Raw genomic sequence first — 22,608 nt, forward strand, 5'->3', positions numbered from 1 at the left:
GGCTAGAGGCGGTAGAAGGCCCGGGCCGTGTCGCAGTAGATTTGCCGCTGCTCGGTCTCGCTGAGGTCGGCGATGACCTCGTCCACCAGCGCGACCCAGCCGGGGTAGGTGATCGCAAGGGTCGAGACCGGCCAATCGCCGCCGAACATGATGCGGGATGGCCCGAAGGCCTCCAACGCGACCTCCATGTAGGGGCGGAGCGTTGCGGGCGTCCAGTCGGCGGCGGCTTCGGTTGCGACGCCGGACAGCTTGCAGACCACATGCTCACGCCGGGCAAGGTCGCGCATCTGGTCGGCCCAGGGCTGCATAAGCCCTTTGACGATCCCGGGCTTGGCGATGTGGTCCAAGACTATCGGCACGTTCGGACAGGCATCCACAAGGCCGATGGTCGCCTGCAGCTGCGGATGTTTCAGGCACAGGTCGAACGACAGGCCATAGTCGGCCAGCGCCCGGACGCCGGTCACGAAATCCGGCCGCAGGCACCAGGCCGGGTCGGGCTGGTCCTGGTAGATGCGCCGGACGCCGCGGACCTTTTCCGTCCCCGCAAGACGCTCCAGATCGGCGCGGGCGGCATCGCCCTTCTCCAGCGCGGCATTGCAGACCATCGCGGCGATCCGTGGCTCTTCCTGCGCCCATAACAAGACCTGCGCGGCCTCGGCGAAGGCCTGGTCGATGGCGGCGTCGCATTCCAGGAAGACCAGCGCCTCGATGTCCACGCCTGCACTTGCCGCCTGGAAGTCTGCGGGCAGGAAGGGCCGGTCCAGCGGGTCGAAAAGCCAGGGATAATGGATGAGTTGGGGGTCCCAGAGATGCAGGTGGCTGTCGATGATCGGAAAGCGGGGCATCCGGGCCTCACAGTTGGGAACATCCAGCGGGATGCTACACCGGCGCTGCGCCATGGGAACAGCCTCGTGTTGGGCGCGGATGGGGCCTTAGGCCACGGCGGCCTTGGACACATGGCGCGCGGCGGCGTCCGAGGCGGCGCGACAGGCGTCGACCAGCGCCTGACCAAGCGCCAGCTTTGCCGCCAGCGTTCCGGTAAAACAGTCGCCCGCACCATGGGTGCTTGTGACCTGCACCTTCCGAGCGGGGATGGTCTCGGCCTCTGACCCTGCTGCGCAAAGGGCCAACCCACTGGCACCCGCAGTGACGACGACAGCCCGGTATTGCGCCGCAAGCCCGCGCGCTGCCGCCTGCGCCGAGGCAAGGTCGGTCACCGGGGCCGCGCCAAACATCTCGGCCTCGACCGCGTTGACGACCAGCACATCGACGAGCGCGCGCAGGTCTGCAGACAGCGCCCGCGCCGGGGCGGCATTCAGGACGACGGGAATGCCTCGCGCCGCGGCTGCCCGGGCCGCCGCAACATTTATGTCCTCGGCGACTTCGTTCTGCAGCACCAGGGCGCGCACATCCGACCACAGGGCCGCATCCTGCAGGTCAGCGGCCTGCAGCATCAGGTTGGCGCCCGAGACGATGGTCGCGGCGTAGTCCCCGGCGCTGTCCTGGATCGCCACGCTCATCCCGGAGCCGACGCCATCCAGTTCCCGGACAAAGCGGCGGTCGACCCTGCCTTTGTCCAGCGCGTCCAGAAGGAAGGCGCCGAAGCCGTCCTTCCCCACCGCACCGAACATGCGCGCGGCGGCACCGGCGGCAGCGGCGGCCACCGCCTGATTGCCGCCCTTGCCGCCGAACTTGGGATACCAGCGCCGCCCGACGGCGGTTTCATCCACGCGCGGCAGGTGGTCGGTTTCGACCATGATGTCATGGTGCAGCGATCCGACGACAAGCACGACGGGCAGGTCTGGCACGGCCAGGTCTCCTTGCTTACAGGGTTCGATTCAAATCTGGCCGGGGTGCAGCCCGCCTGCGCCAGACGGCCATGCCGGACCGCTGCACCCTTGTACCAAAGCCCATGACCGCGCCAAGGCCCTGTGACACAACTTCCTACTGGCGCCGCCCCTCGCCATCGAACCGCAAGGCCTGATCGGCGTCGAACGCAAGGCCGACGCTGTCGCCGATCGTCGCGGAAAGGCGGCCTGCGCCCTGCACGCAGAGGATGCCGGCTGTGGTCGCCACATGGACGAGCGTCTGGTTGCCCAGCCTCTCGACCAGGCGGACGCTGCCCGACAGGGGTGCCCCAGGTGCCGGCACCAGCCGCAGGTGTTCCGGACGCAGGCCGATTTCGGCAACGGTCAGGCCCACCGCGGCGCCGGGCAGGAAGTTGATCGCCGGATTGCCGATGAACCCGGCCACGAAGCGGTTCGCGGGGTTTTCGTACAGGTCCATCGGCCCGCCGATCTGCTGCACCTCGCCTGCGTTCATCACCACGATCTTGTCGGCCATCGTCATCGCCTCGACCTGGTCGTGGGTGACGTAGATCATCGTGGCACCGAGGTCGCGGTGGAGGTTCGACAGCTCGATCCGCATCTGCACGCGAAGAAGGGCGTCGAGGTTGGACAGGGGCTCGTCGAACAGGAACACCTGCGGGTTGCGGACGAGCGCCCGGCCGATGGCGACGCGCTGGCGCTGGCCGCCGGAAAGCTCGGCGGGGCGGCGGGTCATCAGGCTGTCGAGTTGCAACTGCTTGGCCACTTCGGCCGCGCGGGCAAGCCTCGTTGCCTTGGCGACCCCGGCGGCTTCCAGCGAGAAGGCGATGTTCTCGGCCACCGTCATGTGCGGGTAAAGCGCGTAGGACTGGAAGACCATCGCGATCTGCCGGTCCGAGGGTTCCAGCATCGTGACGTCGCGGCCTGCGATCTCGATCCGGCCGCTGGAGGGTTCCTCCAGCCCCGCGATCAGGCGGAGGAGTGTGGACTTGCCGCAGCCCGAGGGGCCGAGGAGGGCGCAGAACTCACCCTTCCGGACGGTCAGGTCGACGCCCTTGATCGCCTCGAAGGCGCCGAAGCTTTTGCGCAGGGAGGTCAGGCGCAGTTGCGCGTCGGGCATCGCTTACTCCCGCATCCAGACCTGCATCGGGTTCGGGCCCCGGTTGCACCAGATGTAATAGGGGACGGCCATCAGGGGCGAGGGGCCTTCGGCGGGCGGGTGGGTGCGGTAAAGCGCCGGGTCCTGATCGGTGATGGCCGACCCTTCGGCGCGAAGGACGCTGATCCCGCCGAGGAGGTCGCCACGGAATTCATCGGTTACCGCATTCCCCCGCGGCAGGCGAAGGCGGTGGAGGGGGGACTTCTGATCCTGCGCTTCGAAGCAGTAGACGAGCGGCCCCCGGCGCAGGGCGACGCGGCCCACGTCGGCCTTGATCTCGGGGTGCGGCCAGAGGCGTTCGCCGGGCATGGGGAGGTCAAGCTCGACCACGTCGCCGGGTTTCCAGGTGCGGTTGAGGCGCAGGTAGCCGCGGTCGGTTTTCACCGGGACGTCGGTTCCGGCGACGCGGACCTTGGGGGCCGTGCACCAGGCCGGGATGCGGAGCGACAGGGTCAAGTCGCGGGGAGCGTCGGGGGTGACCTGCACGCGGACCGCCCCGGTCCAGGGGTAGCAGGAGGTTTCGGCGACGCGGACCTTGCCGCCGCCGAGTGTCACCTCGGTCTCGGACCCGCCGTAAAGATGAACCGCAATCTCGTTGTCGCCGAGGCCATAGACATAGCCGCCAACGGAAGCGACGAGACGCGCCACGTTCATCGTGCAGCAGGGGCAGGGGTGCCAGTCCCAGCGCTTGTGGCTGCCGTCGCTGTCGAGCTTGTTGTCGTAGAAATAGGTGTCCCCCTGCCGCGACAGGCCGGCCAGCGCGTTGTTGTAAAGCGCAAGCTCCAAGAGGTCGGCATACTGGCCGTCGAGGTCCAGGTTCAGCATCCGCGCCGCCCAGAAGATCATCGCGCAGGAGGCACAGGTTTCGGCATAGGCGGTGTCGTTCGGCAGGTCGTAGTCCTGGGTGAAGCCCTCGTTCCGGGCCGAGGGGCCGAAGCCGCCTGTGACATACATCCGGGTGGAGGTCACGTCCTGCCACAGCGTCTCGCAGACCTGTTTCAGCTCGGCATCGCCATGCTCGGCGGCAAGGTCGGCCATCGCGGTATAGAGATACATCGCGCGGACGGCGTGGCCCACGACCTTGGTCTGCTGGCGGACGGGCAGGTGGGACTGACTGTACTCGTAGGTGCCCTGGCCGTACTTGCCGGGCGGTTCCCCCCGCGCGTCGCGTTCCTGGTCGAAGTAGTGCGGCTGCTGGCCGCGCTCCTCGACGAAATAGGTGGCAAGGTCCAGGTACTTGCGCTTGCCCGTCGCGTGCCAGGCCTTGATGAGCGCAAGCTCCACCTCCGGATGCCCGCAATAGCCGCGCTTTTGCCCTGGGCCGCGTCCGAAGACGGTGGCGACATGGTCGAAGGCGCGTTCCATCACCTGCATCAACCGGTCCTTGCCGGTCGCGCGCATGTAGGCGACCGCGCCTTCCAGGATGTGGCCGAGGTTATAGAGCTCGTGGTTGTCACGAAGGTTCGTCCAGCGGTTCTGCGGTTCCCGCTCCAGATACCAGCAGTTGACGTAGCCGTCGGGTTCCTGGGCCTTTTCCAGGTCCGCGACGATGGCGTCGATCTGGGCCTCGATCACCGGATCGCGGCGGTGGGAGAGGGCGTAGGAGGCGGCCTCGATCCACTTGCCGACGTCGCTGTCCCAGAAGATCTGAGTGCTGAACCCGTCGGCGTGGGGCTTGAAGGTCAGGGGCGGGACGGGCTTGGGAAGTTTGAGGCTTTCCAGCACGTTGTACTTCTTCAGCTGGGCGTGCTGGCTGGGGATCGTGGTGGTCAGCACGGTTTCCAGCCGTTCGGACCAGAAAGCGCCGGTGATCTTCACATCGGCAAAGGGGATGGATGAATAGCGGCGCATGGGGTCCCTCCTTCAGGTACTGTCGCGCACGACCAGCGTGCAGGGCAGGCGCAGGGTCCCTTGGGCCTCTGCGCCCTTGATCATTTCCGTCATCTTCTGCCCGGCATGGGCGCCAAGCTGGATCAGGTTCATGTCGACCGAGGTGAGCGCGGGGCGGCAGGCCTCGGCCATCACGGTCCAGTTGTCGAAGCCGGTGAGGGCGATGTCCTGCGGACAGTTCACCCTCGCCTCACGCAGGGCATCGGCCGCGCCCCGGGCGATCAGGTCGTTGCCGCAGACGATGGCGTCGGGGCGCGCGGGGCCGTTCAGCAGTTGCGCCACGGCGGCGCGGCCCCAGGCCTCGCTCCATGAGCCGTGCATCAGGGGGCCGGGCTGCAGGCCTGCGGCGGCAAGCCCCTCGCGCCAACCAGCGGCACGCAGGCGGACGGCCTCGAAGTCCTGGGGGCCGGTCACGTGGGCGATGCGGCGGCGTCCGCGCTGGATCAGGTGGTCGGTCGCCAGCCGCGCGCCGCCCTGGTCGTCGGGGAGAAGCGTCAGCGCGCCGGGGGCATCGCCCTGGCTGAAGACGTAGATCACCGGCAGGCCCAGGCCGCGCAGGTCCACCGAGGGGCGGCGGTCGGCGCGGCGGGCAGTGACGATCAGACCGTCGATCTGCTTGGCGAGAAGCTGGTCCAGGTGCGCGCGTTCCCGTTCGGCGTCATCGGTCGCGTTGACCATGAAGACGCCGATGCCGGACTGCGATAGCACGCCCTCCAGCCCCTCCATGATCGGCATGGTGAAGCGGCCGAAGCTGTCGTTCGATATCAGGCCGACCGACCCCGACAGCCCGGTATGCAGGCTGCGCGCCAGCATGTTCGGGCGGAAGTGCAGCGCGCGGACCGTCTCCATCACCCGTTTCCGGGTTTCTTCGGACAGGGACCCCGTGCCGTTCAGCGCCTTCGACACGGTGCCGATGGAAACCCCCGCCGCCTTGGCGACATCGTGGATCGTGGCGCTGCCGCGCGGCTTGTCGTCTGCAGTCATTTTACGGCCCCCGCCAATAGTCCGGAGACGTAATACTTCTGCAGCGCGAGATAGACGAGGAGGCAGGGCAGCATCGACACCACCACCGAGGCCTGCAGCGCGCCCCAGTCGACCGAGCCGAAATCGCCCGAGACAACTCCGGTCAGCATGATCGGGACGGTAAAGGCGCTTTCGGTGTTCATCAGGATCAAGGCGCCGATGAATTCGTTCCAGCTGGTGATGAAGGCGAACAGCGCCACGGTGACCATTCCCGGCAGCGCGAGCGGGATGAACACGCGGCGGAGCTGGAAGGCGGTCGAGGCCCCGTCGACGCGGGCGGCTTCCTCAAGCTCCTTCGGGATCGCCTCGAAGCTGTTGCGCATCAGGTAGACTGAGAACGGCAGCTGCAGGATCGTGTGCAGGATCGCCAGGCCGAAGTGGTTGGCGGTCAGACCAAGCTTGGCGAACATCAGGTACAGGGGCACCAAGAGCGCCTGGTAGGGCACCATCATCGAGGCGAGGATCAGGACGAACCAGATCTCTTTGCCCGGGACCGGAAAGCGGGCCAGCGCGAAGCCTGCGGGGACCGAGAGGGCGAGGCAAAGCAGGATCGTCATCCCGGCGACGACAGTGGAATTGCGGACATAGGTCCAGACGCCCTGCTGGTAGCTGGCGACCTTCTGGTAGTTCTCCAGGCTGAGGGCCGAGGGCAGGTATGAGGGCGGCACGGCTGAGGTCTCGGCCAGCGGGCGGAAGGAGGCAAGGACGGACATCACCAGCGGCATTAGCATCAGCGTGATGACGATCAGGCAGATCGCAGCCACGAGCCAGCCCTTGGCCCGGCGGGCAAGGGGTTTCGGCGGCAGGTCGAGGGTCGCAACGGTCATTTCCGCCCCCGTTGCAGGCGGAGCTGGATGACCGTCATCGCCATGATGACGACCATCAGGATCACCGACAGGGCGGCTGAATAGCCGAGGTCAAAGCGGACAAAGCCCGACTGGTAGATCCAGTAGACCGAGGTGAAGGTCTTCCCCCGCGGCCCCCCGCCAGTCATCAGGTAGAACTGGTCGAAGGCCAGCATGGAGCCGATGATCGAGATCACCGTGGCCATGACCAGCGACCGGGCGGCCAGGGGCAGGATGATCCGGCGGACCTGCAGCGCGGGGGAGGCGCCGTCGATCCGGGCGGCTTCGAACAGGTCGGTGCTGATCGACTGGATGCCGGCCATGATGAGGATCATCCCGAAGCCCACCACCTTCCAGGTGACGGAAATGATGACGGCGGCGAGGCCGGTTTCGGCTTTGCGGAACCAGACTACGGGTTCGTCGATGGCGCCCAGGTCGACGAGCAACTGGTTGAAGAGGCCGACCTGCTGGTCGAAGAGCCAAAACCAGAGGAGCGAGGAGGAAGCGAGGCCGATGACCACGGGCAGGAAGACCACGGTCCGGGTCAGGCGGCGCAGCGGCGTGTTGGGCGAGACGAGCAGCGCCAGCGCGAAGCCAAGGCCCATCAGGATCGGCGTGATGACGGCGGTATAAAGGAGGGTGAACTTGAACGCCGCCCAGAACTTCGGGTCGCCAAAGGCAGTGCGGTAGTTGTCGAGGCCGACCCACTCCCCCCCGCCCAGCAGCGAGGTCGAGGTGAACGAGAGCCAGACCAGATGCACCATCGGCCAGAGGACGAAGAAGCCGACGAAGGCAAGTGTCGGGGCCAGCCAGGCCAGGCCGACGAGGGCATTCCTGCGGGTGGACATTTCAGCGTTCCCGGAATGAAGGGGGCCAGTCGGAACCGGCCCCCGGAGGGGTCACTTCGCGGCGATGGCCAGCATCTCGGCCCGCGCGGTCTCAATGGCGCCGTCGATGTCGCCATCGAAGATCGCGGTCTGCACCATGATGATCCAGGGCGAGCTGTCCGAGTTCACCATGTCGGCGAAGTGGAAGACCCAAGGAACATAGCCCACCGACAGAGCCTGGGCGGTGGTCAGCACCTTGTCGTTGCCCTTGGTGAATTCGTTGTCGGCAAGGTCGGTCCGCGTGGTGAGGATCGAGTTCTTGGCAAGACCCTGCAGCTGCGCCTCGTCCGACAGGACCCAGGTCACGAATTCCCGCGCGGCGGCCTCGTTCTTGCCGTTCGCCGGGATCGCAACGACGTCACCGCCGACGAAGGCCGAGACCTGGCCCGGTTCGGCGCCGGGCAGGAGGGTGAGGCCGTAGTTGAAATCGGGGTTCTCGCGCTTCATCAGGCTGATGAGGAAGCCACCCGTGCCCGCGATGCCGATCTTGCCCGAGGCGAAGGCCGAGACGAAGTTTGCCCCGGTGTCGACCTCGGCGTTCTCGGGGATCAGGCCCTCGTCCCACATGGTCTTATAGGCCTCGAGCACCATCTTCACCCCGTCGCCGGTCAAGGCCTCGTCCTCGCCGTTGCGGGGCAGCATCTTGGACCCAGCGGCGACCATCATCGGCGAGGTGACGAAGATGTTGCAGCCGGGGCAGGAGCCGGAGAACCAGAAGCCGTAGGTGTCGCCCCCCAGCGCGCGGATCTTGCGGGCGTGGTCGACGATTTCGGCCACCGTGGTCGGGCCTTTCTCGGGGTCAAGACCGGCAGCCTTGTAGAGGTCCTTGTTCCAGGCCAGCACCGAGACGTCCGGCGTGAAGCCGACGCCGTAGATCTTGTCCTCGTAGGTGGCGATGTCCTTGTAGGCTTGGACGTGCGTCGCATAGTTCGGATCGGCGTTCAGCTGGTCGGTCAGGTCGGTCAGAAGGCCCGCCTTCATGAAATCCGGCATGTAGATCAGGTCAAACGAAACCAGGTCGGGCGAGTCCCCCGACTGGGCCGAGGTGGCAAGCTTGGTCACCATCTGGTTGTCCGGGATGGCAGTCAGGGTGATCTTGTTCTCACTGGTGGAGTTCCACAGGTCCACCATCAGCTTGCCGGGGTCGGCGGCGCTTTCGCGGACCCACATGGTCAGGTCTTCGGCGTAGACGGGCAATGCGGTCAGCGTGGCAATGAGGCAAGCCGTCAACGTTCCCGGAATCCGGGGTCTGAGTCTGGTCATCGTGCATCCTCCCTCGTGTGCCGTTCCGGCACGGTGATTGGCGGGGCTCCTCCCCCAGGGGTTGGAAAAGCTTTTCCGCATAGCGCCTTGTCGGTTGGAGCTCTTGGCCCGACCGCGGAAAGTCACTCTGGGGTGAGTCGGAAAAGCTTTTCCTAGGTAAGTGAACCACAGTGCCGCCCGTGGATCAATATCTTTGGCAGCACCTAGGTACAGCGCCACGAAACACCCCTGATCCTGAGGCCGGTGACGCCGGGCCGCAGATTGGGATAGCCGCGCGCGATCCGGGTCAGTGCCTTGACCGGGTCGGTCTTCACGTCAGTGACGATGCGAGGACCGGGATTGATCCGCAACCAACCGCCAGAGGTCTACAGGTCGCAGGTCTGCGACCGGACCGGCGCTTGCGCCAGAAAATCTCGGATCGTCACCAGTTTCAGATCATCCGGATCGTGTCTTTGCCCACCGCCAGCACATAGCCGCGCCGCGCGATGGTCTTGACCAGAAGCTCGCTGACCAGCTGGTTGCCCAGGGCATCGCGCAGCCGCTTGACCCGGGTCGCCCCCGCTGCCTCGTCGCAGTCGGCCTCGTTCCGGCCCGAGATCACCGCCTCGATCTGGGCGCCGGTCAGGACCTCGTCATCCATCCGCGCCTCGGCCAGGACGGACAGGGTCTCCAACGCGGCCTCGGTCAGCTGGAATTCCAGATCGTTGATGTAGACCGCCCTCGCCTCACGGGAAATCATCAGGCTGGCCACCTGGATTCCTGACCGCTGGATCGCGGAAATGCGGCGGTTCAGCGCGATGATCATCACCAGGAAGACCAGGGACGACACCAGGAGCGCGGTGGAGAAGAGAAGCAGCACGAAAATCACGCTGCGATAGCTGGTCAGCACCTCGGAAAACGAGGTCCCCGACTGCGCGAGGATCTCCAGAAGCTTGATCTCGGCCAGAGTGTTCAGGTCGTCGTTCTCGACGAACAGCCGTTCGACCCGCGCGTTGAAGGCGTTGGCGTCCGGCAGGTTCAGGAACAGGAACAGCGCCGCAGCCAAGAGGATCAGGACGATGGCGGCGATACCCAGGGCAACAACGCGGTTGCCGGCCTTGAGACTGTCAGTAACGGAGGAAGTATTCTCCGGCACTCGCTTTCCTTTCTTCAAGACCCTCGGGCCCGAATGTGGACAGGACGTTCAACAACGTCCAGCCATCGCCCGCCAGTCTCGGCGCCAATTCGCCCTCGGCCGCGCCGGGGCTGCAATTCGCGTCCGAAACCTGCGCGACACCGTAGTGCAGTTGCAACGGTTCGTCACGCTTGGCCTTGTAGTCGGCAAAACACTCTGCCGCGGCGGGTCCGGCAAGGGCCAGCGCAAGGATGGCAGAGGTGATCAGTCTTTTCATTTTCCTGCTCCGTTAAGGAGGCTGCTCGATTGCCGCCGGACAATGCGCGTGGGCGCGTTGCTATTCAATATCACTCCCGAATTTGGCGCATTGTTATCGGATAGCAAGTCGGTTTTCCCCCACCGCTATGGCCTAGCGGCCGGGCGATATTGCTTACGGCGGGCACCGGGGACGAGGTTTGGCCATCGGGACCGAAACACGCTGTGCAGCGGCCCCTAACGACCAAGAACCTGCATCAGGAGGCAAGCATGACCGTCGATTTCAGAAGCCGATCGCACCGCATCCGGTCCCTGGGACTTTCAGAAACCACCCTGTCCGGTCGCCGGTTTGCGGCAATGCTGACCGGGGGCGCGGCGGCCCTGGCTGTGGTGCTGGCAACGGCGATCCCGGCCAAAGCCGACAAGAAGGATGATCTGGCAAAGGCGCTGATCGCGGCCATCGTGGTGGGCGCCATAGCGCATGAGCTGACCGACAGGGACAAGCCCGCACCGGTTCCGGTGCCGCTGCCTGAACCCGAACCGGTGAAGTCCAAGCGCGTGCCCTCGGTCTGCGCCATTTCCATCGACGGGGCCGAGCGTTCGATCAGCCTCTATCCCGAAAGCTGCCTGCGCGAGGAAGGCTTTGAATATCGCCTGCCGCGTGGCTGCGCGAACAGCGCCACGATCTTCGGTGAACGCGACCGGGTCTATTCCGCGCAATGCTTGCGCGATGCGGGTTTCCGGGTGACGGGCCGCTGAGGCCCGCATCCAGGAGCAGGGGTCGCCGAGGTGGCCCTTACCGAAGCGGGCTCGCCCTGACCCGCTTCCTCTGAGGGGGTGGGAGGGTGAGCAGCTCCCACCCCCTTTTTCCGGCGCGGGTTCCGGGGTAGTCCGGGACGCATGGCAGGCATCGTCCCCGATTTCTCATCCGAACTGGCGGCCATCGGTCGCGGCGCCTTGCGGGTGGTCGGCGTCGACGAAGTGGGCCGCGGTCCCTTGGCGGGGCCGGTCACGGCCTGCGCCGTGCGCCTGGACCCAGACCGAATTCCGGCGGGTCTGCGCGATTCCAAGATGCTGACGGCATCCCGGCGCGAGGCCTTGTTCGACGAGATCATGCAGATGGCCGAAGTGTCGGTCGCCCATGCCTCGGTCGAGGAGATCGATAGCCTGAACATCCTGCGGGCCAGTCACCTTGCGATGGAACGGGCCGTTGCGGGCCTGCAGGCGGACCACGCGCTGATCGACGGCAACCTGATCCCGCGCGGCCTTGGCTGCACAGCGACGGCAATCGTCAAGGGCGACGCGCGATGCCTGTCCATCGCGGCGGCGTCGATCGTGGCCAAGGTCACACGCGACCGGATCATGGTGGATTTGGCGCAACAGCACCCCGGCTACGGCTGGGAAGCCAACGCCGGTTACCCGACAAAGGCACATCTTGAGGCGCTGCAAATCCTAGGCGTGACCCCTTGGCATAGACGTTCCTTCAAACCCGTCCACAACATATTGTATCAAGCGAATTCTGTAAGCTCTTGATTCAAAAAAGAATTTGACGGCGAATCACCTCTGACTCATGATTCAGGACAACAACGGCACGATCCAGATGCCGGGGGCAGAGGCAGAGAATGGCGACCAGGAATACCGCGGCGGAGGGGGGCCTTCCGCTGAACCAGATCCTTCAGGGCGACTGCGTGGAGGTGATGAACTCGCTTCCAGCAGGGTCCGTCGATCTGATCTTCGCCGACCCGCCCTACAACCTTCAGCTTCGCGGGGACCTGCACCGGCCCGACAATTCCAAGGTCGATGCGGTGGATGACCACTGGGACCAATTCTCCAGCTTTGCAGTCTATGACGCCTTCACGAAGGACTGGCTGGCGGCGGCGAAGCGGCTGTTGAAGCCGAACGGGGCGATCTGGGTGATCGGCTCCTACCACAACGTGTTCCGGCTGGGGGCCGAGCTGCAGAACCAGGGCTTCTGGCTGCTGAATGATGTGGTGTGGCGGAAGTCGAACCCGATGCCGAACTTCAAGGGCAAGCGGCTGACCAACGCCCACGAGACGCTGATCTGGGCGTCGCGGGACGAGGCGGCGAAGTATACCTTCAACTACGAGGCGCTGAAGGCGCTGAACGACGGCGTGCAGATGCGGTCGGACTGGGTGATCCCGCTGTGTACGGGGCATGAAAGGCTGAAGGACGAAAACGGCGACAAGGCCCATCCGACCCAGAAGCCGGAGGCGCTGCTGCACCGGGTGATCGTGGCGACGACGAACCCGGGCGATGTGGTGCTGGACCCGTTCTTCGGGACGGGGACCACGGGTGCCGTCGCCAAGATGCTGGGCCGTGACTTCATCGGGATCGAGCGCGAGGCCGCGTATCGGAAAGCGGCCGCCGAGCGGATCGAGCGGGTGCGGCGGTTCGATGCCTCGGCGCTGGAGGTCTCGGGGTCCAAGCGAGCCGAGCCCCGGGTGCCGTTCGGGCAGGTCGTCGAACGCGGGATGCTGCGGCCGGGGGAGGAGCTGTTTTCGCTGGGCAACCGCTTCAAGGCCAAGGTTCGGGCTGACGGGACCCTGATTGGCAACGACGTGAAGGGGTCGATCCACCAGGTCGGCGCCGCGCTGGAGGGGGCGCCCAGCTGCAACGGGTGGACCTACTGGCACTTCAAACGGGACGGGAAGATGGTCCCCATCGACATCTTGCGGCAGCAGATCCGGGCCGAGATGGAGGCCGACGGGTCGCGCCAACACTGAAATTCTGGAACACGCCTGTCCCCCGGACCGCCTGGGGGACACCTTTACCCCGCCGGGATGTCCTGGCGGGGTTTTTTCATGTGTCCACGGTGGACAAAGTCTGATGGTCTATTGAAATCAATGGCTTGGTTGCGAACGTTAGGGATTTGTTAACCCGCGGTTTCTGGCCGTTTCGGGTTGTGCCGGGCGGCGGAATCCGGTCATCTGGACCCAAAGGCGGAGGCGGACATGAACGGTGCAGAGACATTGGTGGAGACGCTGCTTTCGTCCGGTGTGCGGGTCTGCTTCGCCAACCCGGGCACGTCCGAAATGCACTTCGTCCACGCGCTGGACCAGCACCCGGAAATGCGCTGCATCCTGTGCCTGTTCGAGGGCGGCGTCTCGGGCGCGGCGGACGGCTACTACCGGATGAAGGGAGAGGTGGCGGCGACGCTTCTCCACCTTGCCCCCGGCTTCGGGAACGCCTTTGCCAACCTGCACAATGCCCGGAAAGCTCAGTCGGGTGTGTTGAACATCATGGGCGACCATGCGGATTACCACCTGCGGTTCGAGGCCCCACTGAAGGGCGACACGGTGGGGATCGCACAGGCGGTATCGCATTGGGTGCGGGTGTGTTCGTCCTCAACCAAGGTTGCCAGCGATGCAGCCGAGGCAATCCAGGCGGCGCGGGCCAAGGGCGGGCAGATCGCCACGCTGATCCTGCCCGCGAACACGGCCTGGGAGGAGGCATCGAGTTTCGCGGTGGCGGCCCCTGCCCCGGCCTTGCGGCGTCCGTCCAAGGCCGAGGTCAAGGCGGCGGCCAATGCCCTGCGCCAGCCGGGGGCGATCCTGATGGTGGACGGCCCGGCGCTATTCACAGACCTGGGCCAGCTTGCCAAGCGGGTCGCCAAATCCTGCGGCGCGCGGCTGATGCAGCCGTTCTTCGTCAGCCGCTTCCGGCGCGGGGCGGGAGCGGTGAAGATCGAACGGATGGCCTATCGCATTCAAGACAATCAGAAGCTTCTGGCCGGGGCCTCGTCGCTGGTCCTGTGCGGCACGGCCAGGCCTGCCGGGTTCTTTGCCTATCCGGGGCTGCCGTCCACCCCCGATGATCCCGAGACGCGGCTGATCGAGTTGTGCAGCCGCGAGATGGACATCGAATGGACCTTGCAGGCTTTGGCCGGGGAGCTGGGCGAGGCGGAGCTGGGGCCGGAGGATTTCGTGCCGCTGGACCTGCCAGCCCTGCCCGAGGGCGATCTGACCGTGACCAAGGTCGGCGAGACGATAGCGGCGCTGATGCCCGACAATGCGGTGGTGGTGGATGAGGGCATTTCGGCCTCCTACTACCTCGCCCCGGGGCTGAAGCGGGCGCGGGGACATGACGCGTTGACGATCACCGGGGGGTCAATCGGGTTTGGGTTGCCCAATGCGGTGGGTGCGGCGGTGGCCTGCCCGGACCGCAAGGTCGTGGTGCTGGAGGGCGACGGGTCGGGGATGTACACGCTGCAATCGCTGTGGACGATGGCGCGCGAGGGGCTGGACGTGACCACGGTGATCTTTGCCAACCGCGGCTACCAGATCCTGCGCGACGAACTGGCGGCGATGGGGGTGAACGAGGTCGGCCGCAATGCGCAGCGGATGTTCGATGTCGAGGGGCCGAGCCTGGACTGGGTGGCCTTGGCGCAAGGGCATGGGGTGCAGGCGGTGCGGGTCAGCGACATGGCCGGGTTCAACGCGGCGTTTGGTGACGCGATGGGTCAGAAGGGGCCGCGGCTGATCGAGGTTCTGTGCTGACCGTGGGGGGGGTCAAAATTCTTGAGTAAGAATTTTGGCAAATTTCTTGCTTAAGAAATTTGGTCCCGGATGAACCGTCACGCCAGGCCCGCAAAGGGGTCGCGCCAGGCGTCAATCTGGTTCAGCTGGTCGGCAAGCCGTTGGACCTGCGGATAGTCCGCGATGGGCAGGCCGGCGGCTTTGGCGAAGGGAAAGCAGGTCGCCACCCGGAAATCGGCATAGGACAGGCGATCATCGACCAGCCATTTCCGTCCCGCAAGCTGGCCGTCGAGAATGCCCATGAACTGCCGCCAGTCGCCCATCGCCTCATCAAAGACCGGCTGTTCGGGCTGGTGGTCCATGAACTGCGGCGCGATGAGTTTCCAGAAGTAGAACACGTCCCCGGCCCGGTTCAGATGATGCGTGGCCCAGGAAATCCACATCACCATCTCGGGGTGGCTGTCGCCGGTGCGCCAGAAGTCGGAACCCGCCAGGGCGGAGAGCTTGCAGGCGATGGCGTCGGCCTCCCAGTAGTTGCGCTGGGGCGTGGTCAGCACAGGGACACGGGTGTTGGGGTTGATCGGTCGGAAGGCGTCGCGGTGGTCCGGGTGCATCGGCGTGGCTGCGACATACTCGACCGGCGAATTCAAGTGGCGGGCGACGGCCACGGCGACGCGCGGGTTCAGGTTGGGTGAGTAGTAGAGTTTCATGATGGCCTCCGTACGGGGCCATTACATACCATTTGGTATGTTTGTCAACCGGCGACCGGATTCAGCGCCTTGTTGTAGTCGTGCCAGTCCTGGATGTCCGGGTAATGCTTGCGCCGCCAGTTCTTGACCCGCCGGTTCATCACCCGCTTCCACAAGGGTGGCACCATCGCGACCATCGTCATCAAGGGATAACCGTAGGGCAGTTGCGGCGCCTGGTCACGGCTGTAGGTTTGCAGAAGCGGAAAGCGGCGGTCCGGCCGGTAGTGGTGGTCGGAGTGGCGCTGCAGGTTGATCAGGAGCCAGTTCGACGCGCGCTGGTCGGCGTTCCAGCTGTGGCGCGGCAGGACGTTTTCATACTTGCCATCGCCCAGGTGGCGGCGGGTCAGGCCGTAGTGTTCGATGTAGTTGACGAGTTCCAGCTGCCAGATCGCGACGAACGCCTGGACCAGGAAGAGGCCAAGGCCCGTCCAGCCGCCGAGAGCGATGGCGAGCACCAGGAAGGCCGCCTGCAGGACAGCGTAACGCCAGAACGGGTTCGACCGGTGCCAGGCGGGTAGGTCCTTGCGGGCAAGCATCGCGGCCTCGGCCTTCCAGGCCGAGCGGGGGCACTGGCGCAGGACGCGTGGGAAAAAGCGGTGGAAGCCTTCGTTGTAGCGCGCGGTGACGGGATCGCGCGGGGTGCCGACGTGGATGTGGTGGACGCGCAGGTGTTCGGACCGGAAGTGCGAGTAAAGGACCGAGGCGAGCAGGAGGTCGGCGAGCCAGCGTTCGAGGCGGGACTTCTGGTGCATCAGTTCGTGGCTGTAGTTGATGCCGATGGTGCCAGAGACGACGCCCATGCCGAAGAAAAGCGCGATGCGTTCGCCGATGTCGAGGTGCGGGGCCTGCGGGACGTACCAGAGCATCAGGGCGAGGAGCGCGAACTGGACCCAGGGCCAGATCAGGGTGACCAGGCGGTAGGCGGTCAGGTCGTCGTCCGGGGTCTGGGGGTCGGGGTTGGCCGTGTTGTGGCCGGTGATCGCGTCGAGGATCGTGAAGAGCCACCAGGTGGACAAGGGCAGAAGGATGATGGTCCAGCCGCCATGGACCATGGCGATCAGGGCCAGGGGCGGCAGGCCGAGCGATAGCCAGAACGGCAGGACTTTCGGAAGCGGGCTCATGCGCGGGAGTGTAGCGGATGGGTGCGCGGGCGCAAAACGCCTTGTGCTGCGACTTTTCGTCGAATGTGGTCAGAGGCGGTCGCGGGCAAGGTCCCAGGCCTTGCGCATGACGGTGGGCAGGTCGGCGGGGCGGAAGTCGCGGCGGGGGATGAGGGTGCCGCGGGTGGGGGGCGCGTCAATTTGGGCGGTGAGGACGGTCAGGATCAGGTGGAAATGGGTGAAGGTGTGGCGCACCTCGCCGATGTCCTGCCAGTCCGCATCAGCGGGTGCGGGGCCGCCATGACCGTCCCAGATGTCCCCGGGAAAGCCGAGCATGCCGCCGAGGAGGCCCTTCTCGGGGCGGCGCTCCAGGAGGATCGCACCGTCACGGTGGCCGAGCCAGAGGGTGCCGCGACGGGTGGGCTTGTCGGGCTTGGGGGTCTTGCGAGGGAGGTCGGACTGGACGCCTTCGGCCCGCGCGGCGCAGGCGCTTACCCAGGGGCAGATGCCGCAGGCGGGGGAGCGTGGGGTGCAGACTGTCGCGCCGAGGTCCATGATGGCCTGGGCGTAGTCTCCTGGCCGCTGCGTGGGGGTCAGGCGGGCGGCCAGCGCGGTGAGTTCGGGCTTGGCGGCGGGCAGCGGGGTTTCGATCAGGCGGAGGCGGGAGATCACGCGTTCCACGTTGCCATCGACCACGGTGGCGGGCTCGTCGTAGGCGATGGCGGCGATGGCGCTGGCCGTGTAGGGGCCGATGCCGGGGAGGGTCAGGAGGCCCTCGCGAGTCGTCGGGAACTGGCCGCCATGGTCGGCCACTACGGCACGGGCACATTTCAGCAGGTTCCGGGCGCGGGCGTAGTAGCCAAGACCCGCCCATTCACCCATCACCTCGGCATCCGGCGCGGCGGCGAGGTCTGCCACCGTCGGCCAGCGGGCAGTGAAGCGGTGGAAGTAGTCCTTCACGGCGGCAACGGTGGTCTGCTGCAGCATCACCTCGGACAGCCAGACGCGGTAGGGGTCCGGGCGGACGCCCGCCGCCCGATCCTGCGGCGAGACGCGCCAGGGCATGACCCGGGCGCGACGGTCGTACCAGGAGAGGAGCTGGGCGGAGAGGGATTCGGGGTCCTGCATCGCGGCGAAGATAGCGGCCCCGCGGGCGGGGGCCAGCGGATTGCAGGGCTGGCGGGGTAACCTCCGCATAACGCAATGTTTATTCCTGTTTCAGCCTTGCCACTGGCGGGAGCGGCCCCTTGCGATAGAATGCACGCGCAAGGACAGGAGCAAATGGCCCGCAATCCCCACGCCTCTCCAAATCCCGAGCACCGCATGCGGGGCTTCGAACCGGCGTTCGGCCTGATGAAGGACGCGGTCCGCACCGCCGGAGAGTCGCGCGGCTTTGCCGTCACCCGGCTTCTGACCCACTGGGCCGAGGTGGCGGGCGAGGAGATGGCGCGGAAAACGCGGCCGGTGAAGATCGGCTACGGCAAGGGTGGCATGGGGGCGACGCTGACCTTGCTGGTCAAGGCCAGCGAAGCGCCGATGGTGCAGATGGCGCTGCCGGTGCTGAAAGAGCGGGTCAATGCCGTCTACGGCTACAACGCGATCAACCACATCCACCTGACCCAGACGGCGGCCACCGGCTTTGCCGAGGGGCAGGCCGAATTCACCCCGGCACCGAAGGCCGCAAAGACACCCGACCCCGCCACGACCGCCAAGGCACAGGCCGTGGCCGAGGGCGTGGCCGACCCAAGCTTGCGCAGCGCGCTTGAACAGCTGGCGCAAAACATCTTAACTCGCCCCCGATCCTGACTTCGGGCTGACAAAGGACGCCGACCCATGATGAAACTGAACCGCCGGGCGATGATTGCCCTTGCCGCCGCCGCCACTGCGGCCATGACACCCGCCCTGGCGCAGGAAACCGGCACTGCAGCGACTGCCCCTGCCGTGACCGACTTTTCCATGGGCTCGCCCGATGCCAAGGTGAAGATCGTCGAATATGCGAGCTTTACCTGCCCGCATTGCGCCAGCTTCCACGCCACGACATTCAAGGACCTGAAGAAGGACTACATCGACACCGGCAAGGTGCATTTCACCCTGCGCGAGGTCTATTTCGACCGTTACGGGCTGTGGGCCGCGCTGATCGCGCGCTGCGGCGGCGAGATGAAGTATTTCGGCATCCATGACATGCTGTTCGACAAGCAGGCAGAGTGGGCTGCCTCGGAAGACCCGATGCAGGTGGTCGAGAACCTGAAGACCATCGGCCGCTCGGCCGGGCTTGAAGATGCGGCGATGGACGCCTGCCTGAACGATCAGGCCAATGCCGAGGCGCTGATCAAGCAGTTCCAGACCAACTTCGAAGCCGATGGCGTCGAGGGCACGCCGACCCTGTTCATCAACGGGGCCAAGCATGGCAACATGAACTTCGAAGACCTGAAGGCCATCATCGAAGCCGAACTGGCGAAGTAATGGCTGCACCGCTGGAAGGCATCCGCGTCATCGAACTGGCGCGGATTCTTGCTGGGCCCTGGGCCGGGCAGACCCTGGCCGACCTGGGCGCGGACGTGATCAAGGTCGAGGCGCCGGAAGGCGACGATACGCGGCGCTGGGGGCCTCCGTTCATTCAGGCGGGGGGCGAGAAGACCGCCGCCTATTTCCATTCGGCTAACCGGGGCAAGCGCGGGATCACCTGCGATTTCCGCACGGACGAGGGGCAGGAAACGGTCCGTCGGCTGGTTGCCGATGCCGACGTGGTGATCGAGAATTTCAAGGTCGGCGGGCTGGCGAAGTACGGCCTGGACTGGGAGTCCTTGCGCAAGGTGAACCCCCGGCTGATCTATTGCAGCATCACCGGGTTCGGTCAGGACGGGCCCTACGCGCACCGGGCGGGCTATGACTTCATCATCCAGGGCATGTCCGGGCTGATGTCGGTCACCGGCGCGGCGGATGGCCAGCCGCAGAAGGTGGGGGTGGCGGTCACCGACATCTTCACCGGGGTCTATGCGGCGACGGCGATCCTGGCGGCGCTGGTCCAGCGCGGGCGGACGGGGGAAGGCCAGCAGATCGACATGGCCTTGTTGGACGTGGCGACCAGCATCATGGCGAACCAGGCGATGAACTATCTGGCGAGCGGGAAGGCCCCCGGCCTGATGGGGAACGCGCATCCGAACCTGGCGCCTTACGCGGTCTTCGACTGCAAGGATGGCTGGCTGATCCTGGCAACCGGGAATGACGGCCAGTACCAGCGGCTGTGCAAGATCCTGGGGCTGGATGGGATGGCTGTGGAGCCGCAGTTCCTGACCAACGCCGACCGGATCGCCAATCGCGCCGCGATGACCGAACGGTTGACGGCGGCGACGAAGACCTGGGCCAAGGCGGACCTTCTGGCGGCCTGCGAGGCGGCAGGGGTTCCGGCGGGGCCGATCAACAACCTGGCCGAGGTCTTTGCCGACCCGCAGGTGATGGCGCGGGGGCTGCAGATCGCGCCCGAGGGCGTGCCGGGGGTGCGGAGCCCGATGACCTTCTCGGGCGCCGATCTGGCGCTGGACCGGCCCGCGCCGCGCCTTGGGCAGCATCAGGACGAGGTTCTGGGCCGGAAGGGCTAGGGGGCGGGCTCGGCCTCCAATAGGTCGCCGGGCTGGCAGTCGAGCGCGGCGCAGATGGCGGCGAGGGTGTCGAATCGGATGCCCTTGACCTTGCCGGATTTGAGCAGGCTGAGGTTCTGCTCGGTGATGCCGATGCGTTCGGCCAGCTCGCGTGACCGCATCTTGCGGCGGGCGAGCATCACATCGAGGCGGACGACGATCTGCAGGTCGGACATCAGACGAACCCTTCGTTCTCGGCCTTGACGGCGGCGGCTTCGCGCATGGCCCAGCCGATAACGGTGAGAAGGCCCGCGGCGAGGAAAAAGCCCAGGGTGCCGCTGTCGAGCGCGATGGAGAGCGTGCGTTCGGGCGCGGTCCAGCTGAGGATCAGGGTCTGCAGGGTGGGGGTCAGGACGGTGAAAAGGGCGACCAGCAGCATCGCGCGGCCGATCTGCAGGATCGTCTCGGCGTTGTGGGCGGAGAGGACATCGCCCTCGCTGTAGCGGGAGAAAAGCCGGACCATGCCGCGCAGGGCGGCGACCATCGGCAGGACGGAGACGAGGGCGACGGCGGCGACGAGCGCGGCCTGGGTGGGTGTCACTGTTGCTCCGGCGGGCGCGCGGGAGAGGAGCGAGGCGGGGTCGGAGACCCATTTTCCGGCGTAGACCAGGACGAGGAGCGGCAGGGCCGCGGACAGGACAAGGGCAACCCAGTAGAGGATGCCGGACAGGGATTGCAGGCGGGACTGGTCTTGCATGATTGCCTCTTTTCACGACGATAATTTATCGTATTACGTTAAAACATCGTTGTCAAAGGAGAATCAGATGCACCCGTCCCTTGCCTTGCTGGCCAGCCTTACCCTGGCCGCCTGTTCCGCCATCGTGCCCTCGACCGCCGCACGGCTGGCTACGCTGGACCCACTCACGGCCGATCCAGCGGCAATCGAGCTGGTGGTGATCCTGCCGCCGGGGCTGGCGATCAACCCGGGGACGGCGGAGTTGAAACTGGGGGCGAGCCGGGGCAAGGAGCAGGTGGGCGAGACGTTCCGGCTGGTGGACCGCCCCGTCGCCAGCGGGATCGTCCTGCCCGAAGGCGCGACGGCGCGGCACTTTGCGCTGGCAGAACCGGACGTCCAGCGGATGCGGGCGGTCCAGGCCAGGATTTCCGACTGGAAACGCAAGGGCGATGCGCAGGGGTCGCTTGGTCTGGGCATCGGCGGCTGCGCCATCGGCAGCGGGCCTGCGCCCGATGCGCGGGGGTCGGTGCTGATCAGGATGGCAAAGGATGCGCCGTTTTTGCCGCTGATCGCGGATGGCAAGCTGTCGGACCTCTTGGGCGCAGAGACGCTGGCGGCGATCAAGCCTTGCCAAGGCGCGGAATAAGGCGTACCCGCCCGCCTTCGGTTGAGATTGCCCCGCCCGGGTGCTAGTCTGCAGCCATGGCCCGGCGCGGGGGCCGTTCGCCTGATGCTTCTGCCCGCGCGTGTCTCTGGAGGACCCTGTCCTGTCGCATTCTGATCCCGCCACCGGTCTGCCAACCGGTCCGCGCCCGACGCCCGCCGAGGGCTCTGCCAGCCCGGAAGGGCACAGCTCGCAAGCCGTCCTGGACCTGATCCTGAAGTCTGTCGATGACGACAAGGCCGAGGACATCGTCGAGATCGACCTGCGGGGCCGGTCGGACGTGGCCGATTACATGGTGATCTGCTCGGGCCGGTCGTCGCGGCAGGTGGCGGCGATCTCGGAAAAGCTGGCGGATCGGCTGAAGCATGACATGCGGATTTCCGTGCGGATGGAAGGCAAGGAGACCGGCGACTGGGTGCTGATCGACGCGGGCGACGTGATCGTCCACGTCTTCCGCCCGGAAGTGCGCGACTTCTACCAGCTGGAAAAGATGTGGTTGCCCGCAGGGGCGACCCGCGCCGCCACGCGCACTGCCGGGGCCTGATGCGGCTGCACCTCTGCGCCGTGGGCCGCCTGCGGGCGGGACCGGAGCGCGATCTGGTGGACGATTACCTGCAGCGGTTGGATCGCACGGGGCGGCCCCTGGGCCTGGGCCCGGCGCAGGAGCATGAGGTCGAGGACAAGAAGGGCGGCGGGATGGCGGCCGAGGGCGCGCTTCTGTCGCGGGTGATCCCGGAAGGGGCTGCCCTGTGCGTGCTGGACGAACGGGGCAAGACCCTGTCCAGCCCTGAATTCGCGCAAACACTGGCCCAGTGGCGCGATGGCGGGCGGCAGGATGCGGCCTTTGTCATCGGTGGGGCGGACGGGATCGACCCGGCCCTGCGCGCCCGCGCCGATCTGGCGATCAGTTTCGGGCGGATGGTCTGGCCGCACATTCTGGTCCGGGTGATGCTGGCCGAACAGCTGTACCGGGCCGCGACGATCCTGGCGGGGTCGCCGTACCACCGGGTGTAGCCTCATCGC

The 22,608-nt window shown here is 66.3% G+C and carries 25 protein-coding genes and 1 pseudogene; 10 read left to right on the forward strand and 16 right to left on the reverse strand.

Annotation, left to right across the window (positions count from 1 at the left end; translation table 11 throughout):
• Window positions 1–2 precede the first annotated feature (2 nt).
• The 11 genes and pseudogenes from AC2EAL_RS02255 to AC2EAL_RS02305 all read right to left on the reverse strand — a co-directional run bounded on the left by AC2EAL_RS02255 (window position 3) and on the right by AC2EAL_RS02305 (window position 10,284).
• Complete coding sequence (locus AC2EAL_RS02255) at window positions 3–845, reverse strand: amidohydrolase family protein (RefSeq protein WP_484722542.1); 843 nt, start codon at window positions 843–845, stop codon at window positions 3–5.
• An 87-nt stretch (window positions 846–932) separates the two neighbouring features.
• A complete protein-coding gene (locus AC2EAL_RS02260; protein ID WP_484722543.1) occupies window positions 933–1,808 on the reverse strand; it encodes a PfkB family carbohydrate kinase in 876 nt (291 codons plus the stop codon).
• Window positions 1,809–1,944: 136 nt separating this feature from the next.
• Entirely contained in the window at window positions 1,945–2,427 is a 483-nt protein-coding gene (locus tag AC2EAL_RS02265) for an ABC transporter ATP-binding protein (protein ID WP_484723385.1), read from the reverse strand.
• A gap of 90 nt (window positions 2,428–2,517) precedes the next feature.
• A pseudogene (locus tag AC2EAL_RS02270) lies at window positions 2,518–2,862 on the reverse strand (ABC transporter ATP-binding protein); the annotation flags it as partial.
• 87 nt (window positions 2,863–2,949) lie between these two features.
• A complete protein-coding gene (locus AC2EAL_RS02275) occupies window positions 2,950–4,836 on the reverse strand; it encodes a glycoside hydrolase family 127 protein (protein WP_484722544.1) in 1,887 nt (628 codons plus the stop codon).
• Between the two features lie 12 nt (window positions 4,837–4,848).
• Window positions 4,849–5,859, reverse strand: coding sequence for a LacI family DNA-binding transcriptional regulator (locus AC2EAL_RS02280; RefSeq protein ID WP_484722545.1), 1,011 nt, complete (start codon window positions 5,857–5,859; stop codon window positions 4,849–4,851).
• On the reverse strand, window positions 5,856–6,725 hold the full coding sequence (locus tag AC2EAL_RS02285; protein ID WP_484722546.1) for a carbohydrate ABC transporter permease: 870 nt from the start codon (window positions 6,723–6,725) through the stop codon (window positions 5,856–5,858). Before AC2EAL_RS02285 ends, AC2EAL_RS02280 begins: the two co-directional genes overlap by 4 nt.
• On the reverse strand, window positions 6,722–7,591 hold the full coding sequence (locus tag AC2EAL_RS02290) for a carbohydrate ABC transporter permease (RefSeq protein WP_484722547.1): 870 nt from the start codon (window positions 7,589–7,591) through the stop codon (window positions 6,722–6,724). Before AC2EAL_RS02290 ends, AC2EAL_RS02285 begins: the two co-directional genes overlap by 4 nt.
• Before the next feature lie 51 nt (window positions 7,592–7,642).
• On the reverse strand, window positions 7,643–8,893 hold the full coding sequence (locus AC2EAL_RS02295; RefSeq protein ID WP_484722548.1) for an ABC transporter substrate-binding protein: 1,251 nt from the start codon (window positions 8,891–8,893) through the stop codon (window positions 7,643–7,645).
• Window positions 8,894–9,323: 430 nt separating this feature from the next.
• Entirely contained in the window at window positions 9,324–10,028 is a 705-nt protein-coding gene (locus AC2EAL_RS02300; protein ID WP_484722549.1) for a winged helix-turn-helix domain-containing protein, read from the reverse strand.
• Window positions 10,000–10,284, reverse strand: a complete 285-nt coding sequence (locus tag AC2EAL_RS02305) for a hypothetical protein (protein WP_484722550.1) — start codon at window positions 10,282–10,284, stop codon at window positions 10,000–10,002. Before AC2EAL_RS02305 ends, AC2EAL_RS02300 begins: the two co-directional genes overlap by 29 nt.
• Before the next feature lie 248 nt (window positions 10,285–10,532).
• On the opposite strand from AC2EAL_RS02305, the gene AC2EAL_RS02310 reads away from it, so the two are divergent.
• The 4 genes from AC2EAL_RS02310 (at window position 10,533) to AC2EAL_RS02325 (ending at window position 14,779) form a co-directional block, all read left to right on the forward strand.
• Entirely contained in the window at window positions 10,533–11,021 is a 489-nt protein-coding gene (locus AC2EAL_RS02310) for a hypothetical protein (protein ID WP_484722551.1), read from the forward strand.
• A gap of 141 nt (window positions 11,022–11,162) precedes the next feature.
• Window positions 11,163–11,795: a ribonuclease HII gene (locus AC2EAL_RS02315; protein ID WP_484722552.1), complete on the forward strand. Its 633-nt coding sequence runs from the start codon at window positions 11,163–11,165 to the stop codon at window positions 11,793–11,795.
• Window positions 11,796–11,884: 89 nt separating this feature from the next.
• Window positions 11,885–13,006 (forward strand): DNA methyltransferase, encoded by a 1,122-nt coding sequence (locus AC2EAL_RS02320; RefSeq protein WP_484722553.1) that lies wholly within the window; start codon window positions 11,885–11,887, stop codon window positions 13,004–13,006.
• Between the two features lie 228 nt (window positions 13,007–13,234).
• Window positions 13,235–14,779, forward strand: a complete 1,545-nt coding sequence (locus tag AC2EAL_RS02325) for an acetolactate synthase large subunit (protein ID WP_484722554.1) — start codon at window positions 13,235–13,237, stop codon at window positions 14,777–14,779.
• Between the two features lie 77 nt (window positions 14,780–14,856).
• On the opposite strand, the gene AC2EAL_RS02330 is transcribed toward AC2EAL_RS02325, so the two are convergent.
• From AC2EAL_RS02330 to mutY, 3 genes are all read right to left on the reverse strand, one after another.
• Window positions 14,857–15,468, reverse strand: a complete 612-nt coding sequence (locus tag AC2EAL_RS02330) for a glutathione S-transferase family protein (RefSeq protein WP_484722555.1) — start codon at window positions 15,466–15,468, stop codon at window positions 14,857–14,859.
• A gap of 44 nt (window positions 15,469–15,512) precedes the next feature.
• Window positions 15,513–16,628: an alkane 1-monooxygenase gene (locus AC2EAL_RS02335; RefSeq protein ID WP_484722556.1), complete on the reverse strand. Its 1,116-nt coding sequence runs from the start codon at window positions 16,626–16,628 to the stop codon at window positions 15,513–15,515.
• A gap of 69 nt (window positions 16,629–16,697) precedes the next feature.
• On the reverse strand, window positions 16,698–17,735 hold the full coding sequence (mutY, locus tag AC2EAL_RS02340) for an A/G-specific adenine glycosylase (protein WP_484722557.1): 1,038 nt from the start codon (window positions 17,733–17,735) through the stop codon (window positions 16,698–16,700).
• A gap of 153 nt (window positions 17,736–17,888) precedes the next feature.
• Between mutY and AC2EAL_RS02345 the strand changes: the two genes are divergently transcribed.
• The 3 genes from AC2EAL_RS02345 to AC2EAL_RS02355 are packed head-to-tail and all read left to right on the forward strand — an operon-like array spanning window position 17,889 to window position 20,206.
• Window positions 17,889–18,413, forward strand: coding sequence for a DUF721 domain-containing protein (locus AC2EAL_RS02345; RefSeq protein WP_484722558.1), 525 nt, complete (start codon window positions 17,889–17,891; stop codon window positions 18,411–18,413).
• Window positions 18,414–18,464: 51 nt separating this feature from the next.
• Window positions 18,465–19,070 carry a DsbA family protein gene (locus AC2EAL_RS02350; RefSeq protein ID WP_484723386.1) on the forward strand — a complete coding sequence of 202 codons (606 nt, stop codon included), beginning with the start codon at window positions 18,465–18,467 and terminating at the stop codon, window positions 19,068–19,070.
• The gene (locus tag AC2EAL_RS02355) at window positions 19,070–20,206 is read left to right on the forward strand and encodes a CaiB/BaiF CoA transferase family protein (RefSeq protein ID WP_484722559.1); all 1,137 of its coding nucleotides are present in this window, start codon (window positions 19,070–19,072) and stop codon (window positions 20,204–20,206) included. The genes AC2EAL_RS02350 and AC2EAL_RS02355 overlap by 1 nt, the downstream gene beginning before the upstream one ends.
• Here AC2EAL_RS02355 and AC2EAL_RS02360 read toward each other — a convergent pair.
• Together AC2EAL_RS02360 and AC2EAL_RS02365 are read right to left on the reverse strand one after the other, a co-directional pair.
• Complete coding sequence (locus tag AC2EAL_RS02360; protein WP_484722560.1) at window positions 20,203–20,421, reverse strand: helix-turn-helix domain-containing protein; 219 nt, start codon at window positions 20,419–20,421, stop codon at window positions 20,203–20,205. The two genes, AC2EAL_RS02355 and AC2EAL_RS02360, sit on opposite strands and share 4 nt — an antisense overlap.
• Window positions 20,421–20,942 carry a DUF2975 domain-containing protein gene (locus AC2EAL_RS02365; RefSeq protein WP_484722561.1) on the reverse strand — a complete coding sequence of 174 codons (522 nt, stop codon included), beginning with the start codon at window positions 20,940–20,942 and terminating at the stop codon, window positions 20,421–20,423. Before AC2EAL_RS02365 ends, AC2EAL_RS02360 begins: the two co-directional genes overlap by 1 nt.
• Window positions 20,943–21,009: 67 nt before the next feature.
• On the opposite strand from AC2EAL_RS02365, the gene AC2EAL_RS02370 reads away from it, so the two are divergent.
• The 3 genes from AC2EAL_RS02370 to rlmH all read left to right on the forward strand — a co-directional run bounded on the left by AC2EAL_RS02370 (window position 21,010) and on the right by rlmH (window position 22,599).
• The gene (locus AC2EAL_RS02370) at window positions 21,010–21,567 is read left to right on the forward strand and encodes a hypothetical protein (protein ID WP_484722562.1); all 558 of its coding nucleotides are present in this window, start codon (window positions 21,010–21,012) and stop codon (window positions 21,565–21,567) included.
• Window positions 21,568–21,796: 229 nt separating this feature from the next.
• Entirely contained in the window at window positions 21,797–22,129 is a 333-nt protein-coding gene (gene rsfS / locus AC2EAL_RS02375; RefSeq protein WP_484723387.1) for a ribosome silencing factor, read from the forward strand.
• On the forward strand, window positions 22,129–22,599 hold the full coding sequence (gene rlmH / locus AC2EAL_RS02380) for a 23S rRNA (pseudouridine(1915)-N(3))-methyltransferase RlmH (RefSeq protein WP_484722563.1): 471 nt from the start codon (window positions 22,129–22,131) through the stop codon (window positions 22,597–22,599). Before rsfS ends, rlmH begins: the two co-directional genes overlap by 1 nt.
• Window positions 22,600–22,608: the final 9 nt, after the last annotated feature.

The organism is Tabrizicola sp. T74 (genome assembly GCF_057219935.1).